The organism is Streptomyces sp. NBC_00683 (assembly GCF_036226745.1).
In the GTDB taxonomy this organism is placed as follows: domain Bacteria; phylum Actinomycetota; class Actinomycetes; order Streptomycetales; family Streptomycetaceae; genus Streptomyces.
The window spans coordinates 1,470,547-1,486,952 of record NZ_CP109013.1; the positions used below are offsets into that span (position 1 = coordinate 1,470,547).

Here is a 16,406-nt window from a genome sequence, read left to right on the forward strand (position 1 = left end):
CTCAGCCGCGCTGCCGCCTCACATCGGCAGCGGCGTGATGTCGCATTCGATGCGCTGGTGCAGTCTGGCGGCCGTGTGCCAGGGGTGGTTGTCCCCGAGGACACGTGAAAGACCTGCGATCGCAGCCGAGTTGAGCCGGTCGGCTTCCGCCGACTCCCCGAGACCGCGGTGGTCCAGGGCAAGGTTGGCCGTGCAGGCGAGCGTCAGCGGGTGGTCGGCGCCCGCAGCCTCGGTGAGCGTCGGGAGAACGACCTGGTCGGCGGCCTTCGCCTGCGCGAAGTCGAGCCGCGCGTAGTGGTCGTTGGCCCGGCACAGCGCGGCCGTGAGGGTGCTGACATGGGTCCTGCCGAGTGTGCTCTCCAGGAACTGCACCGCCTGGACGTCCAGGGCTTCGGCCCTGTCGACGTCCCCCTGAGCCCGCAGTGTCGCCGCCAGATTCACCTTGACGAACTGCGTGTAGGGGTGCTGCTCCCCTAGGACCTTGCGGTAGGCGGCGAGCGCCTGCTCACCGAGCTCGCGGGAGCCCGTGAGGTCGCCGTTCAGCCGCCGTTCCACCAGGGCGTGGACGGCGGCGCCCATGGCATCCGTGTTGTTGAGGCCGTAGCGGGTGGTGAACCGTTCGAGGATCTGCTCCGCGAGCGCGGAGCCGCCCTCGACCACACCGGCCCTGCGCCGGCACACGGCAAGGTTGAGGGAGGCGCGGAGGGTGGCGGCATTCGTCTCGCCGAAGTGGGTCACATAGGAGAGGTAGGTGGACTCCTGCAGCTCACGCGCACCGAGATAGTCACCGGCCTCGCGTACATCGATGGCCAGCCCGTTCAAGGTATTGAGAGTGAGCCCGCTCGCCGGGCCGTACAGCAGCTCGCGCTGGCGTACCGTCTCCTCGTCGATCTCCCGCGCACCGGCGAAGCGGCCGTTCAGCCGCAGCGCGACGCAGAAGTCGTGCGCCGCACTCAACGTGGTGGGGTCCTCGGGGCCGAACAGATCGCTGGCCCGGGTGAACGCCTCCTCCGCGAGTTCACGCGCCTGCTCGAACTCTCCCCGGTGCCGTAGCGCTCCCGCCATCTGCCACATGGAGTCGATGAGTTCCTCGTCCGGGATCTGCGCACCGCGCGAGATCGCCAGAGCCCGCTCGTTGTGCACGACCGCCTCGTCGGGCCGTCCCAGGAGCCTCAGGTAGAAGCCGAGGAGCTTGGTGATCCTGATGACGTGCAGATCCTCGTCCCCGGAATCGGCGCGCCATGCGGACCACGCCAGCCGGGCCTGGGCCGCGCCGGACTCGTGCGCGCCCCAGTAGTAGAGGAAGAACACCATGTCGTACACCAGGTCACGGACCCAGGCATCGGAACTCGTCACCGCTCCGGAGGCGATCACGTGCGGCAGGATCGCCTGGTAGGCAGGCCACTGGTCGGCGGAAGCGGGCGCCCCGGGCTTGGCCGTGGTGAGCAGCAGGTGGGCCGCCCGCGTCATCCTCGCCCGCTCCTCGGGATCCATCCTGGCCACGATCACGTTCTGCATCAGCCGGTGCATCTGCAGGGTGGAGGTCTTGTGGTCCAGCCTGACCAGGGACAGCTTGCTGAGGTCACGCGTGGCGCGGGCGAGCAGCAGCGGGTCGCGCAGGACCGGGTCGAGTTCCGGGGTGATCTGGACGTTGCGGCCGCCCCTGAACAGATTGAGCGGGATGGGCTCCGGTGCCATGCACGCGCAGATCTCGAGGATCTGTCGTGCCGCGGGGTTGTCCTGCGAGAGGCGCCCCAGAGAGATGTCCCAGACGGCCGCGACCGGCAGCGGATAGTCGGGGGAGGGGTCGAGTTCGAGGATCTCGGGCCGGCGCTCCTCCAGCAGGCGGATGTAGTCGTTCACCGGCATACCGGTCGCGGCGTGCCAGGCGCCCGCCTGCTCGACGGCGAGCGGCAGGTCGCCCAGCGCCTCGGCGAGTCTGCCCGCGTCCTCGGCACTCATACCGCGCGCGCGGCGCTGGAGGAGTGCGACACTCTCGGCCCGGTCGAAGACGTCGACGCTGAGGGGTGTGGCGACGCGTTCCCACTCGCGGTTGCGCGAGGTGACGATGATCTTCCCCGGACCGCCGTTGGGGAAGTAGGACCGCACCGTCTCGATGTTCTCGGCGTTGTCGAAGACCAGCAGCCAGTTGTCGAAGGGTTTACCGGTACGGAGCGCCTCACGCACGGCGGGCACCGCGGCGTTCGCCTGCGGGCCCACCTCCAGGCCGAGCCTGCGCGCGAGGTCGGCCAGAGCGCCGAGGATCAGGTTCTCCTGCTCCGCGGGGATCCACCAGATGACGTTGAACTCGCCGCTGTGCCGGTACACGTACTCCACGGCGATCTGCGACTTCCCGACACCGCCCGTGCCGTGCAGCGCGTGCGGGAGGACGGCAGTGGTCTCGTCCTCCTGCAACTGCCTCTCGACCGCCGCCAGAAGACGTTCGCGCCCGGTGAAGTTGGGGTTCTTCGGCGGCACGTTGCCCATGATCTTCGGCTGGCCGGTGCGCACGAAGCGAAGCTCCGGTGCTGAGGCTCCCCCGCCCTGCTCGGCCCTCCGGGCATCCTCGTCAACGGTTACGGGTGTCTGGGGCGACACGGATCCTCCTGGTGGAACGGTCGGACGCGACCGGGGTGCGGGGGCATTGCCATTCACATCAAATGCCTCTTTATCATCTCTTGTCGCCTCCGGTACCGCGCCGCGCAGCAGTTCGTCGTTCAGGCGCACTGCCCGGCGCCTGTACGGCAGGCCTCCCAGGGCGCGCAGGACGGCCAGTTCGATGCGCAGCCACGCCTGACCGCCCTCGCGGTCCGGGAGCGCCGCCTGCGCGGGGTCGCGCAGCGCCGCCCGGAGCCGGATGCCCTGCGCCTGACTGGCCCGGGACTCCGCCAGCAGGCCGACGGCGCGGGCCAGTTGGGTTCGGTTGCTGGTGGCCAGCAGTGCTTCGCGTACTCCGTCGGCGAAGTCGGGGCCGTCCTCGTCGTCCCGGTCCCAGTCGATCAGGCCGCCCATCATGATCTCGGCCAGATGGTCGGGGCCGGACTCGGGGAAGGCCCGGTCGCGCAGCTCCTCGATGATGTCGAAGCGCATCGGTGCCACGGCCAACAGGACCGCGAGCTGCTGGGCGAGCGGACTGGCCAGCGAGATGAACCTCCGTACGGCGTCCGCCGCCGCGCGGGGTCCGTCGATCCTGGGGGTCCGAAGACCGGGCGCGGACACGCCCTTGGCCATCGCGCCGGCCAGGACGACGGGCAGGGCCCGACGCACCCCGCGCTCGCCGGTGACGAGGTCGGCCCAGGCGCGGAACGAACCGGGGCGGAGGCTGAGAACGGGTACGGCCACGGAGCCGTCGCCGCCCGTCTCGGGCAGGACGTGGCTCCGCTCGTGCACGCCGTGCGGAGGGTGGCAGATGAAGTGCCGGTTGAGTGCGCCGAACCCCGCGGCGTCGAGCCGCGCCCTGAAGGGGTAGACCGAGGACCGGTGCCGGAGGTAGGGGGGCAGCAGATGGACGAGCGCCGTGGGACCTGCCGCGGAGAGCCGTCCCATGAGCTCGTCGGCTCCGCGCTCCGCCCAGCCGGGGGCCAGTCCGTCGGTGACGACGAGGAACAACCGCGCCCCGCGGCCGTCGAGCAGCTCAGCGGGGTCGGCGTGCCGGTTGCCCGGCCAGCGCAGTACGGGAGCGCCCCCGCCGGGCAGGGACACCTCGACCGTACGGACGTCACGGAAGGCGCCGCTGTGCACGGCCTCCTCGGCCAACTGGCGTACCGTGCCGCCCCAGACGGGCATGGTGGGCGCCCGGTCCACGAGCAGCATCAGGTCGAAGGCACGCTCCTGGACCGGTTCGAGATAGGGGATCCACAGTCCGTCGGCCAGACCGTTCTCGGCGGTGCGTGCCTCGTCGAGCCGGTTCAGGTGCCGCGAGGGCACACGCCGGCCGAGCCCGCGCAGAGCCTTGGCCAGACGGAGCGGCACCGCGCGCCGTGCGGGCCGCGGGGACTTCGGGAGCTGCCCCTCCGGCCGGCCGGCCCGGGTCTCCTCGATGGTGCGCAGCTCCAGGTCACGGGCGTCGACATCGGTGGCCCCGGCGGGCACGACGTCCTGCGCGCCGGTGCCCGAAGGCGGGGCATCCACATCGGGAAGCGATTCCGGCTCGGCGGATAAGCCCTCCGGGATGGTCTCCGCGTCCCCGTGCGAGGTACGGCCCGCCCTGCGCCACGCAGCCGCCAGCCAGACACCGTCTCCGAGGTCCCGCCAGCTCGCGTCACCCTCCGTGTCATGGGTGGCGGTGCCGCTCGACGTGGCCGTCGAGTCCGGGGCGCGTTCCCGTGGCGAGCCGTTCATCAGCGGCCTTTCGAGAGGTCGCGGAGAAGCATCTCAATGAGCTTACGCCCGTCGCTGTCGGCCCGGAATCCATGAGCGGTGGTGAGTTGCACGGCGTTCAGCAGTTGATCGACCGACTGGGTGCCGCCGCCGTCCAGGCGCCTGACGAAGTCGTCCACGAGCGCCTCGATGTCTTCGGGCCGCCTGCGCAGGTGGCTGACGACGATGGAGACGAGCTGCTCGCGGCTGGGCGGGCGCATCTCCAGAGGCAGGCAGCGGCGACGGAACGCGGCCGGGAACTCGCGTTCGCCGTTGCTCGTGATCACGACGACGGGGAATTCGGAGCATTCGACGCGGCCTGACTCGATGACGGCCCGGCTGCGGGGGTCATCGGTGAAGACGGACACGTCGGCCGCACCGGCGCGCACCAGTTCCGGGATCTCGTAACTGCCGTTCTCCAGCACATGGAGCAGGTCGTTGGGCAGGTCGATATCACTCTTGTCCAGCTCGTCCACGAGCAGGACCCGCGGCCGTTCGTACGCGAGGAGCGCGGTTCCCAGAGGGCCGAGGGTCAGGAAGTCCCCGAGGTCGGGAGCGCTGCCCGCCTCTCCCGGACCGCCGTCGCCGCCCGCCCGCCAGGCGGCGATGGCCTGGGCCCGTCCGATGGCGTCGTACTCGTACAGGCCGCCGCGAAGGGTCGAGCGGCTCACGATGCTCCACGGCAGCACCCGGCCGAGGCCCAGTTCCCGAGCGATGAGATACGCGAGGGTCGACTTGCCGACACCGGGTGGCCCGGTGATCAGCAGGGGACGTCGCAGGAGGAGTGCGGCGTTGACCGCGTCGATCGCCTCGTCGCGCAGCTGAGGGCCCTCCTGCACGATACCCAGCCGGCGCAGCGCCGACTGGGCGTCGTCGGGCGGTGCGTCCTGGAGCGGGCTTCCGGAGAACACTCTCCAGGGGGGTGGCGCCGGAAGCTCGGGCAGCTCGCCCGCGGGGGGCTGCCCCGTTGCGTGGAACACCCTCCAGGAAGGCGGCGTGACAGGCTGCGCTGCCGTGTCCTGCTCGGTCATGCTGTCAACTCCTCACAGTCGACCAGGCGGTTGGGGTCGTCCCAGAAGAACGCAATGTGCTTACCCAACGACAGGCTGTCGCGACCCAGCCGCTCGGCGTCTTTACGCAACTGACTTATTCTCGCGGACAGTTGAGACGGAGGACTCGCGAGCAGCAGAGCCAGGACCTCACCCGACAGGTCGGGGCTCTCAGGTCTGCGGTCCCAGGCTGCAAGGCCCACTCCCAGTTCGATGGCGGTGATGAGTGCTTCCAGACCACGGTCGGGCAGTGCGGGAACGTCGAGTATGACCGCGGTCAGACGCGGGTTCGCCTCCAGGTCGGCACGCCAGATGTCGAGCCGGCCGCCCTGCTCACCCTGCCAGCGGTGGGCCTGGGCCGCACCGGACTCCTTGAGCTGCTTCCAACGGGCCCGCCAGCGCCCGAGTTCCTCGGTGTTGCGGTCCCTCATGCGTTCGAGGCTCCGCAGATGAATATGGTAACGAAGACCGATCGGCAGTGGGACACGAGTCCGCGTACCCAGTTCGAGCCGCGCCATGTCGAGGTTGAGGAACTCGAAGGGCAGCACGAACTCGACCTGTACGGGCGGGTTGTTCTCGTCCTTCGCGACGCCCGCCCAGCGTGACCCGCCACGGTCGATCGCTCGCCCGACAGCGGGCGCCAGAGTGTCCAGGGTCGCTCGTTCGATACGCCCGGCCACCGGCTCCCAGTAGCCCGGGGCGGGGTTGACCCAATGGCGTACGAAGACATCGGCCGAACTGTCGTCGGCGGGCTCCACCATCACGACGAGACAACGTGCCACATCCGGATCGGACACCGGCAGAGCCGCGATCGCGCGCCTGCGGTCGGCCAGGGCGTTCACGACCTCCGGGCCGGCCTCCCGGGCCCATCGGTCCGACCAGTCCCTGAGCTGTTCGCGGAGCACCGGCTGCACCTGCAGCGCCGTGATCTCGACCAGCACCAGGGCCGGTGGTAATCCGTCGGCCTGGGCGTTCCTCTCGCGCAGGTAGTCGAAGCGCTGGGAGGGCGACTGGCCGTAAGGAAGGTCGACGATGCCCAGTTCGTGGACGAGCACTGCGTGCAGACGGCCTTCGTCGGCGGTCCGCACGTCGGCGAGCAGCCGCCTGATCCGCTCCACCGCGATGTCGTCGAACTCCGCCGACAGTTCGGCCACCGCCCCGTCCGGCATGCCGATGTCCACCAGCCTGGCCAGCCCCGCCGAGTAGTCCCGGCCGGCGATGACGCTCACTCCGTCGACGAGCGCGTCGAGACCCCGGACGCGCTTCACCACGATCATGACGAGGGACAGCATCTCCACCCGCGGATTCCTCCGCAGATAGGTGATCTCCACGCCGAGCTGCTTGCTCACATAGGCGACGAAGAGTACGCACTGGTCGGGGTCGCGCACGAAGTCCAGCTCGCATAACTCATCGACCAGGGACCTGATCAGAAACGCATCGGCCTCCCCAGGCCTCTGCGGCACATGTGCCACCACCGACCAACCCCCGCCGAGCCGGATCATCATCCACAACTGATCGCGAAGTTATCACGCCGAATCTTGAGCAACCAGGTTCATTCCCAGCCCCGTTGACCCCTATTCCGCCGCAGGCCCCGCGCGTACCGCGGAGCGCCGGGAGACGGTCCATCCGAACGGGTGAGGCGACCCGGCGCCGTTCAGGCCGGAGCCGGTCCGGTACTTGCTCGGACCGTCAACTCCGGCACCAACAGCTCCACTTCGTCCGTGCCGCGGTCGGCAAGCTTGGCCACCACCTGTTCGACCGCACGGCGGCCCATCTCCTGGGCGGGAATGGCGACGGAGGTGAGACGCACGGAGGCCTGGGTGGCTACCTGCTCGGGGCAGATGGCCACGACGGACACGTCCTCCGGCACGGCGCGGCCCTGCTGCTGAAGCAGGTTGAGCAGCGGCTCGACGGCGGCCTCGTTCTGCACGATGAACCCGGTCGTGCCCGGCCGCTCGTCGAAGATCCGGCTCAGGGTGCCGGCCATCGCCGCGTACCCGCCCTCGCAGGGCCGGTGCAGGACCCTGGCCCCGGACTCCTGCGCCTTGGCCCGTATCCCGTCCACCGTCCGCTCGGCGAATCCGGTGTGCCGCTCGTAGACGGCGGCGGCTTCACCGATCACCGCGATCTCGCGGTGTCCCAGGCCCGTGAGATGTTCCACGCACAGCGCCCCGGTGGCCTCGAAGTCGAGGTCCACGCACGTCAGTCCGGTGGTGTCGGCGGGCAAGCCGATGAGGACGGCGGCCCTCCCGGACTCCCGCAGCAACGGGAGCCTCTCGTCGTGGAGTTCGACGTCCATCAGGATCATCGCGTCCGCGAGCGAACTCCCCGCGATCCGCCGGACGGCGGCGGGCCCCTCCTCCCCGGTGAGGAGGAGGACGTCGTAGCCGTGCGTCCGTGCGGTCGTGGCGACCGCGATGGCGATCTCCATCATCACCGGCACATACATGTCGGTGCGCAACGGCACCATCAGGGCGATGATGTTGGACCGGCTGCTGGCGAGGGCCCGCGCCCCGGCGTTGGGGTGGTAGCCGAGCTGCTGGATGCTGTGCTCCACCCGCTCCCGGGTGGAGGCGGAGATGGACCGCTTCCCACTGAGGACGTAGCTCACCGTGCTCGCGGAGACTCCGGCGTGCTGGGCGACCTCGGCAAGCGTGACCATTCAGCTCTCCATTACAGATGAGGACCGAAAGGAGACCTGGTGAAGCGCTTCGACAGCGTTCACTCCTGGTTCCCTTTACACTCTGACATGCATAGACACCGTGGAGCCTAGACTCGCTCACAGGGACTGTCCAGAGTGGCGTCGAAGCGCTTCGACCATGCGATCCCCGGCTCCGCCCAGCACACCGTGACTCAGGATGCCGACGGTGTCCACCCGGCCAGCCAGTCGGCGGTCTCCTGCTCCGCGGCCCCGGAGTCCGAGAGCTGCGGCCGGTTACTGCTCGCCGATCCTGCGCCCGGCCCGGTGTTCTTGTACTCGGCGAATCGGTCGTCCTTCCAGGAGAAGCCGCTCATGTCGGTCCACGGGGCGGACTTGATCGCGGCACTGAGCGTGGTGTTGCGGAAGGTGGCCATCGGGTCGAGGGAGGCGTCGCCGCCCGCGTGCCAGGGCCGGCCGAGGTAGAAGCTCGCCGCGGAGACGTCCCCGTTGACCGTCGAGTTGTTGATCAGGAAACCCTTGCGGTCCGCGGCGGTACTGGGCGCGGCGATGTAGCCGGCGGAACTGCCGTCCCATCGCTTCTTCAGGGTGATGACGGACTTGTCGATCACCGCGCTGGCCCGCCCGAAGATGAAGTCGACGTTGCCGACGACGTAGGAGTTGGTCATGTAGACACGGCCGAGCGTCGCCTTGGACGCAGTGTCGAGCAACAGGGTGTCCTGGTCTCCGGTGACGATGACGGAGTCGAGGAAGACCTTGTCCGCGGCGGTGCGCAGGGCGACGGCCTGCAGTCCGCTCATGTTCTGGTGCGCGGCCTCGTCGAAGTCGTTGGAGACGGTGAGGTTACGGGCCTGGAAGCCGTCCGCCTCGGCGGCGACGGTGGCACTGCCGCTCGTCCCGTAGGTGCCGGACCCGTCGGGTTTCTGCGTGCCCGAGGCGTTGTTGTAGACGATGACGGTGTCGCCGCGGCCGGATCCGCTGCCCTGGAGCGTGACGTTCTGCTTGGTGGCGGGGATCTTCACGGTCTCGCGGTAGGTACCGGGCTTGATGGAGACGATGACGCGTGCGGTGTTGCCCGCCGCAATCGCGTTCACGGCAGCCTGCACGGTGGTGTACTGGCCGGTACCGTCCTTGGCGACGGTGAGTGTGGCCGCGGCCGCCGCACCGGAGGCCGATGCGTATGCCTGTACCGGGACGACTGCGGCCAGTGCTGTCGCCGCTGCCGCCGCCACGAGGCCGGTGCGCCGTCCTCGGCGGAGCGCGGCATGTCGATTCGCTGCCATGGCTTGATCCGTTCCGTGGGGAAGAGGTGGGGTTCCGGGAGGTAGTCGCCGCCGCGCCCCGAAAGGTTGCCGCCACCCACGACCCACGGCTCGTGGCCTCACCGGATCACCGGCCGGGGCCTGGCGTGCCCCGCCTCATTGCCTGCAGAACCGAGCGTCCCGCGCCCGGACCTGTCCGCGGGGTCCCGCGGCCCGCAGCACCACATCGAGCGCACCGGCCGGATCGGCCGCGTACACGTTGCTGAACCAGGCCATGTTGGCCTCGACCACCGCCCACCGCTCGGTGTCCCGGCCGCCCGTCCCCCGCATCCGCCCGATGTCGACCACCACCCCGCTGGGCAGCGTGGCCCCGCAGGCCTCCGCCAGCCGCCGCGCGAAGTCCCGGATCCCGTTCTCGTCCGGGTGCCCCTCCAGCGGTGCGGCGTCCAGCCGGCCGAAGGTGGCGTACCGGGAGCCGGCCCGTATCTCCCCGTCGAGCAGGAAGAGTCTGAACTCCTCGGCCCAGGTCACCACTTCACTGACCTGGACCAGCGGGTCGCTGCGCGGCGAGGGCACCTGGAGCGCGCTGCCGTCCTCGTACACCGCGGCCGGGAAGCTCTTGTCGGTGGGCGGCTTCACGAAGACGGGGCTCTTCTCGCGGCGGGCCTCCGACAGCGTGACGCGCTTGATCCTGCGTCCGGTGAACGCGTACGGCAGAGCGTCCAGCCAGCCCTCGTCCGGCTCCAGGAGTGATACGCCCAGGGGCCCGGCAGCATCGGAGGCGAAGTGCGGGCCGCCGTAGTAGTGCGTGCTCCCGCTCCCCTGAAGCCGGTCCGGGATCCCGTCGCGGGGCAGGATCACGACCTCCATGCCACGGTCGCGCGCCGCTTCCGCCAGGAGCCCGGCCGTGCTGGAACGGTGCGGGGCGAGCGCCAGGAGAGGGACCATACGACCGCAGCCTAGGGCCTCCCGTGACGAAGGGACCCAGGGGTCCGGGCGGGGCCCGGACCCCTGGTCCTCAGGTTGCCGGAGTGAGTTTCCACTGCTGGCAGTTGTTGTTCAGCCACGACCACTGCCGTACGTCCGCGCCGTCGGCGGCCGAGCAGTCGGCCACATCGGCGACCTTCCCGCTCGCCCGGTTGACGATGCGCACCCAGCCGCCTGCCGCCGTGGTGACCGGGCCGAAGCGCTGGCAGGTGTTGTTCAGCCACGACCACTGGCGCAGGTCGGCGCCGTCGGCAGCGGAGCAGTCCGCCGTGTCGAGCACCTTGCCCGAAGCGACGTTGACCAGGCGGCTCGTGTCGTCGCCCTGGTCCTCGATGCGCCATTTCTGCTCTGTGCCACCGTTGCAGGTCCACTGCTGGACGTTCGCTCCGTCGGCGGTCGACGAACCGTTCACGTCCAGGCACTTTCCGGTGGCCCTGTTGACCACCGTGTACGCGGTCGGCGTGGCCGCACTCTCGCCGGAGGGCCCGGCCAGTGTGGTGCCGAGGGCGACGGGCGTGCCGAGGTTCGGTGTCCCGTCACTGTTCCAGGTGAACTTCTGGGCCCGCGCCGTCCGCCCGTTGTCGCAGCCCTCGGACGCCGAGTCGTTGGCGTGGTAGACGATCCAGCTCTCCGTGCCGTCGGGAGAGGTGAAGAAGCCGTTGTGCCCCGGCCCGTACACCCCTGCCGCGTTGTTCCGCTGGAAGACCGGGGTGGACTTCTTCGTCCAGGAGGAGGCGGAGAGCGGGTTGGATCCGGTCAGGGTGAGCTGCCCGAGCTTGTAGTCGGGGGTCCAGCAGCCGCTGGCGGAGTAGACGATGAACGTCTTTCCGCCCCGCTGCAGCACCTCGGCGCCCTCGTTCACCGTGCCGCCGGACTTCTCCCAGTCGTACGTCGGCGTGGAGATCGTCGAGAACGACCCGCTGAGCGTGTACGGGTTCGACAGCGGCGCGATCACCAGGTTCTGCGTACCGCCGCCGCTCGCACTGCCCAGCAGGTACATCGAACCGTTGAGGGTGAGCACGCTCGGGTCCAGCATCCAGGTGCTGCCGAGCTGGTTCCTGTACGTGTAGGGGCCCATCGGGTCCGTGCCCGCGCTCTCCAGCACGTGCACCCGCTGGGTGGGGTTGTAGTCGGCGATGTTCTGCCCGGCGACGAAGTAGAGGTACCAGCGGCCGCCCGAGTAGTGCAGCTCGGGCGCCCAGATGTTGCAGCAGCGCGAGGCGGCGTCGCCCTTCCAGACCTGCACGCTCGGCGCGGTCGCGAGGCCGGCGAGCGTCGGCGACTTGCGCATGGTGATGACGTCGGTCCAACTCGTCGACACCAGGTAGTAGTTGCCGTCGTGGTACGAGATCCAGGGGTCGGCCCCCTTCTGCGCCTTGACGGGATTGGTGTACGGACGCCCCTCGGCGGCCTGCGCGGAGGACGTCCCGGACGGCGCGGCCTGCGTGGAGGCCGGCTGCCCCAGTGCGAGGGCCAGCAGGAGGGCGCTCAGCAGGGTCAGTAGGCGACGGGCCATCCGCTGCTCCAGTTCAGTAGGTTGACGCCGAGCTTCGGGGTGCCGTTGTCCTGGCCGTCGTAGTAGTGGTAGACGAGCAGGTCACCGTCGGAGTCGGCGAGGATCGACTGGCCGCCGGGGCCGATGTACCGGCCGTGGGACTCCATGACGGGGGTGCCGCCGTTGCTGAGCATGTTCACGCCGTTGCGGTCGTAGTAGGGCCCGGTGACGCTCGTCGCCCGGCCCACCTTGATCTTGTACGTGGAGCTGGTGCCTGCGCAGCAGGTGTCGTACGAGGCGAAGAGGTAGTAGTAGCCGTTGCGCTTCACGATGGAGGGCGCCTCGACGGCCTTGGTTCCGGTGGGGCGGGAGGCGAGCGAGCGGCGTGCGGTGTCTCCGGCGTACTGCTTGCCGGTCGACGGGTCGACACGGATCATCTTGATCCCGGTCCACCAGGAGCCGAAGGACAGCCACCACTTGCCGTCGTCGTCCACGAAGAGGTTGGGGTCGATGGCGTTGTAGTCGCTCGACGAGTTCGAGGTGTAGACGATCCCGTAGTCGCTCCAGCTGCCCGCCTGGCCGGTGGTGGAGGCCGCGAGGCCGATCGCCGAGGTGTTCGAGCCGAAGGACGAGACGGCGTAGTACATCAGGTACTTGCCGCCGCGATAGGAGATGTCTGGTGCCCAGGGGTCCGACGCGGACGAGTAGTTCTTCCACCAGCTCGGCTTCGTCGTGAAGGCGTTGCCCGACCGGCCGAAGGCGGTGCGGTCGGTGGAGGTGCGGAGCTGGAGGCCTTCGCCGGTGGAGTAGAGCAGGTACTGGCCGGACGTGCTCCGGATCATGGAGGGGTCGTGGACGACGATGTCGCCGTTGACGACACCGGGGTTGGGGTACGCGGACGCGCTGGTCGGAACGAGCGCCAGCAGGAGTGCGGCGGGGAGGGCGGCGAGGGTCCTTCGCGGAATTCTTCTCGGAATGCGGCTCATCAGGAGACCTTCTTCGGTCGTGTCGGGGTACCCGGCAGTCGTCACCGAGGGGACAGGAGGTTGCCATGCGCATGACATTCACTTGTTCGACTGATCGAACGGCGCCCGTAACTTCGGACGGGCGATCAGGACGGGACCGTAGAATCGAACACGTCTTGCGTCAACGGATTGAGCACGTATTCAACGAAAACCCGGACCCTGTCCGGTATCGCGAACGGACCGGCCCGCCCTCATCGGGCGGTACCGGCCGAACGCGACTGTTCCTGGGGCCTGTTGACTACAGCCCGTAGGTGAAGTTCCCGCGGCCCGTGTGCTGCGGATCGGGTGCGGTGGTCCCGCACAGCGGACCGCCCTCGGTTCCGACGTTCACGAGGCCGGTCGCCTCACCGTCGAGGCCGACGAACCGCAGCGCGTGCCAGCGGGGCAGCCAGTACACGCGCCCGCGGTGGTCCGTGAGCAACTCCCGCAGGTCGGCGGGGGCGTGCATCCATACCTCGGGGAGGCCGCCGGGGTGTTCGAAGGCCGCGCGCAGCACCAGCCAGCCGTCGTCGCGGACATCGCCCGCGGTCAGCAGGAGTTCCACCGCCTGGCCGGGTTCCTGTACGCACTTCTTGGCGTGGATCCAGTGCACGTGGTGGCCGGGCGCGTACCGCGAGCAGGCGTCGTGGTGAATGAGGTGAGGGAGCATGGCTGTCGTCGCCTTCCGGGGTCCTGGACCCCGGGGGCCCGTCCCCGGTGGTCCGCTGTTCCCCGCACGGTGCCGCGCGGGGCGGGTCGTCACCCGGAGCACCCGCAGCGGAGCGGGGTGCCGTCCAGCGAGCCGGGGCTTTCCACTGGAACTCATGACCCGTCAAAAGCGTAACAGGAGCCGGGAGGACGCCGGGGGCCGCGCGCAACCCCCGCGTACGGGCGCGACGCCTCCCCGCCCGTACGCTTCCGGCTCCCCTGCGCAGGTCCTCCTCGTCGAAGCCGCCTCAGCCGTGCAGCAGGACGGGGAAGGCCTCCATGTCGTTCTGCGTCATCACCGGAAGCTTGCGGATCTCGTCGTCCGGTATCGCGAGCTTGAGCGCGGGGAAGCGCGCGAAGAGGGCGGGGAGTGCGATGCCGGCCTCCACCCGTGACAGTGCCGCACCGGGGCAGATGTGGGGGCCGTGACCGAAGGTCATGTGCCGGATCGGTGTCGGACGGGTGATGTCGAAGGAATCGGCGTCCTCGCCGTGCTGTTCGGCGTCGCGTCCGATGACCCGGTAGGAGATGACGACGCCCTCCCCCGCGGCGATCACCTGGTCACCGACCTGGATGTCCTCGGTGGCGAAACGCATCAGCAGGTGTGTGGTGGGCGTGTCCCAGCGCAGCGTCTCCTCGACCACCGTCTCCCACGGGATCTCCCCGTCGAGCACCTTCTGCAGCTGGTCGGGGTGGGCGAGCAGGGCGCGTACCGCGTTGAGGATGAGGCCGATCGTGGTCTCGTGCCCGGCGGCCACCATGGCCTTGAGGTTGCCGACGACCTCCTCCTCGGTGAGGGGCTCGCCGCCCTCGTCGGCCAGGATCAGGGCGCTGGTGAGGTCGTCGGTGGCCCGCGCCGTCTTCTCGCGTACGAGGTCGGTGTAGAAGACGTCCAGTTCCTGCAGCAGCGCCAGGCGCTCCTCCTGCGGGGTGAGCATGGAGAAGAAGGCCTTGTACTGCTTCGTCAGCATCGGGAACTGATCCTCGTCCACCCCCATCAGCAGCCCGACGACCCGCATCGGCAGCGGCTGGGCGAAGACGGCCTTGAGGTCGACGACACCTTCCTTGCCCTGCTCGGCGAGCGAGTCGAGGAGCTCCTCGGTGAACTTCTCGATGGCGGGGCGGACCGCCTCGAGCCGGCGCGGCGTGAGTGCCTGGGAGGTCTTGGTCCGCAGCCGCCGGTGCTCGCCGCCGTCGACCGTGAACATGGAGCGTCCGGCATCGATCATTCCGATCAGCGGCCAGGCATGGGTGACCTCACCGCTCCTCCACAGCCCCCAGGCGTCCAGGTCCTTCACCAGCCGTGGGTCGACGAGCAGTTGACGTGCTTCGGCGTGCCGTGTGACGGTCCACGCGGGGACCCCCAACAGCTCGATGCGCGCGAGCGGGCCCGCCTGGCGCAGCTGCTCGGTCTCACCGTCGAGGTTCTGGACCATGGGGTCGATGACCACGGTCGCGTGAGGGCAGTTCACAGCAGATCTCCTGTCGTACGTACGGGAGCGAACCGGACGGGGAGCGCGTTCATCCCGCGCAGGAAGGCGGACGGCCGCCGGACGAGGTCCTTTTCGGGGACGGCGAGTGCGAGGTCGGGCAGCCGGTCGAGGATGACCTCGATCCCGGTACGGGCGATGGTCTCGGCAATCTCCTGCGCGGGGAAGGGGCAGCGGTACTCACCGTGGCTGAAGGCCAGGTGCGCACTGTTGCTGCTGTGCCTCGTGGCACCGTCGGACTCCAGGTCCTGGCGCACGAGGGGGTCGGTGTTGGCCGCCCCCAGGCCGAGCAGCAGCATGTCCCCCGCGCGGATCGTCCGTCCGCCGAGCTGGGTGTCGCGGACCGCCCACCGGCCGGCGAGGATCTGCGTCGGGCTCTCCTCCCAGAGGACCTCGTTCATGGCGTCGCCGATGCTGCGACGTCCGCCGGAGAGCGAGTCGGCGAACTGGTCCTCGGTGAGCATCAGCCGCAGGGAGTTGCCGATCCAGTCGGCGGTGGTCAGATGGCCGGCGGCGGTGATGGCCATGAGGTCGAGCGCGTACTCCTGATCGGTGAACGGCTCCGGGTTCGCGAGCATCCGGGAGGTGACGTCGTCCCCGGGGGTGTCCCGCTTGACCGCCACGAGCCGCTGCATGTGCTCGGCGAACCGCCCGTACGCCTTCTGCGCGTCGGGGCCCCCGTCGGCGAGGTCCTTCAGGACCCGGGCGATGTCCGCTCCTTCGGCATCGGGGAAGCCGACGAGCCGGGCGAGGACGAGAACGGGCAGCGGTTCGGCGAACTCGGCCACGAGATCGGCCGTGCCCCGGCTGCAGATGTCGTCGATGAGGCGGTCGGCGAGCTGCTCGCAGTGCCCCCGGATCTCGAACGGATCGGCACTCTCGAGCGCGGGCACCACCATCTCGGCATGCCGCCGGTGTTCGGCGCCCGCGGTGAAGTAGATGGACGGCATGGGGCGGCCGACCATGGGGAGCAGCGGCCAGTCCTCGGGTATGTGCTCCCACTGGTTCCACAGCCCGACATCTCTCGGGAACAACTCGCCGTCACTGGTGACCTGGTGGAGCTCCCGGTACCCGACGACCAGCCAGGCCGGGAAACCGCCGGGGAGCTCGACCGGCACCACGGGCCCGTACTCGTGCCGCATGGTCCGGTAGAGGGCCTGCGGAGCGGTGTGGAACTCCGGTCCGCTGAGCGGTACGGCGGCGGTGGCGGCGTGCGCGGGGCAGCCACCGCCGGATGCGGGCGCGGCGGACGGACGAGGGGTCGTCATCGTACGGACTCCTGGGAGACGGCTTCGCGCGTTGCGGCCATACGATCAACGCGGGACCACTATAAGGAGGTTGGGTGAAGCATCGGGCGCCAATCGCGCCGATTTCCGACCTTTAACGATCACGT

General features: G+C 69.5%; 11 protein-coding genes and 1 riboswitch. All 11 genes read right to left on the reverse strand.

Annotated features, from left to right (window positions below):
* Window positions 1-18: 18 nt before the first annotated feature.
* Window positions 19-4,341, reverse strand: a complete 4,323-nt coding sequence (fxsT, locus tag OG257_RS06535) for an FxSxx-COOH system tetratricopeptide repeat protein (protein ID WP_329205559.1) — start codon at window positions 4,339-4,341, stop codon at window positions 19-21.
* Complete coding sequence (locus OG257_RS06540; protein WP_329205560.1) at window positions 4,341-5,390, reverse strand: AAA family ATPase; 1,050 nt, start codon at window positions 5,388-5,390, stop codon at window positions 4,341-4,343. Before OG257_RS06540 ends, fxsT begins: the two co-directional genes overlap by 1 nt.
* The gene (locus tag OG257_RS06545) at window positions 5,387-6,913 is read right to left on the reverse strand and encodes a VMAP-C domain-containing protein (protein ID WP_329205562.1); all 1,527 of its coding nucleotides are present in this window, start codon (window positions 6,911-6,913) and stop codon (window positions 5,387-5,389) included. The genes OG257_RS06540 and OG257_RS06545 overlap by 4 nt, the downstream gene beginning before the upstream one ends.
* Before the next feature lie 149 nt (window positions 6,914-7,062).
* Complete coding sequence (locus tag OG257_RS06550) at window positions 7,063-8,070, reverse strand: LacI family DNA-binding transcriptional regulator (protein WP_329205564.1); 1,008 nt, start codon at window positions 8,068-8,070, stop codon at window positions 7,063-7,065.
* Window positions 8,071-8,261: 191 nt separating this feature from the next.
* Entirely contained in the window at window positions 8,262-9,350 is a 1,089-nt protein-coding gene (locus tag OG257_RS06555; RefSeq protein WP_329205566.1) for a pectinesterase family protein, read from the reverse strand.
* Window positions 9,351-9,485: 135 nt separating this feature from the next.
* On the reverse strand, window positions 9,486-10,277 hold the full coding sequence (locus tag OG257_RS06560) for an ATP-grasp domain-containing protein (protein WP_329205568.1): 792 nt from the start codon (window positions 10,275-10,277) through the stop codon (window positions 9,486-9,488).
* A 70-nt stretch (window positions 10,278-10,347) separates the two neighbouring features.
* A complete protein-coding gene (locus tag OG257_RS06565) occupies window positions 10,348-11,832 on the reverse strand; it encodes a family 43 glycosylhydrolase (protein WP_329205570.1) in 1,485 nt (494 codons plus the stop codon).
* Window positions 11,814-12,797: an arabinan endo-1,5-alpha-L-arabinosidase gene (locus OG257_RS06570; RefSeq protein ID WP_329205572.1), complete on the reverse strand. Its 984-nt coding sequence runs from the start codon at window positions 12,795-12,797 to the stop codon at window positions 11,814-11,816. The genes OG257_RS06565 and OG257_RS06570 overlap by 19 nt, the downstream gene beginning before the upstream one ends.
* Before the next feature lie 277 nt (window positions 12,798-13,074).
* A complete protein-coding gene (locus OG257_RS06575; protein WP_329205574.1) occupies window positions 13,075-13,485 on the reverse strand; it encodes a hypothetical protein in 411 nt (136 codons plus the stop codon).
* Window positions 13,486-13,534: 49 nt separating this feature from the next.
* Window positions 13,535-13,645, reverse strand: a riboswitch (SAM riboswitch).
* A gap of 126 nt (window positions 13,646-13,771) precedes the next feature.
* A complete protein-coding gene (locus tag OG257_RS06580; RefSeq protein ID WP_383804829.1) occupies window positions 13,772-14,995 on the reverse strand; it encodes a cytochrome P450 family protein in 1,224 nt (407 codons plus the stop codon).
* Window positions 14,992-16,281 carry a cytochrome P450 gene (locus OG257_RS06585; protein ID WP_329205576.1) on the reverse strand — a complete coding sequence of 430 codons (1,290 nt, stop codon included), beginning with the start codon at window positions 16,279-16,281 and terminating at the stop codon, window positions 14,992-14,994. Before OG257_RS06585 ends, OG257_RS06580 begins: the two co-directional genes overlap by 4 nt.
* Window positions 16,282-16,406: the final 125 nt, after the last annotated feature.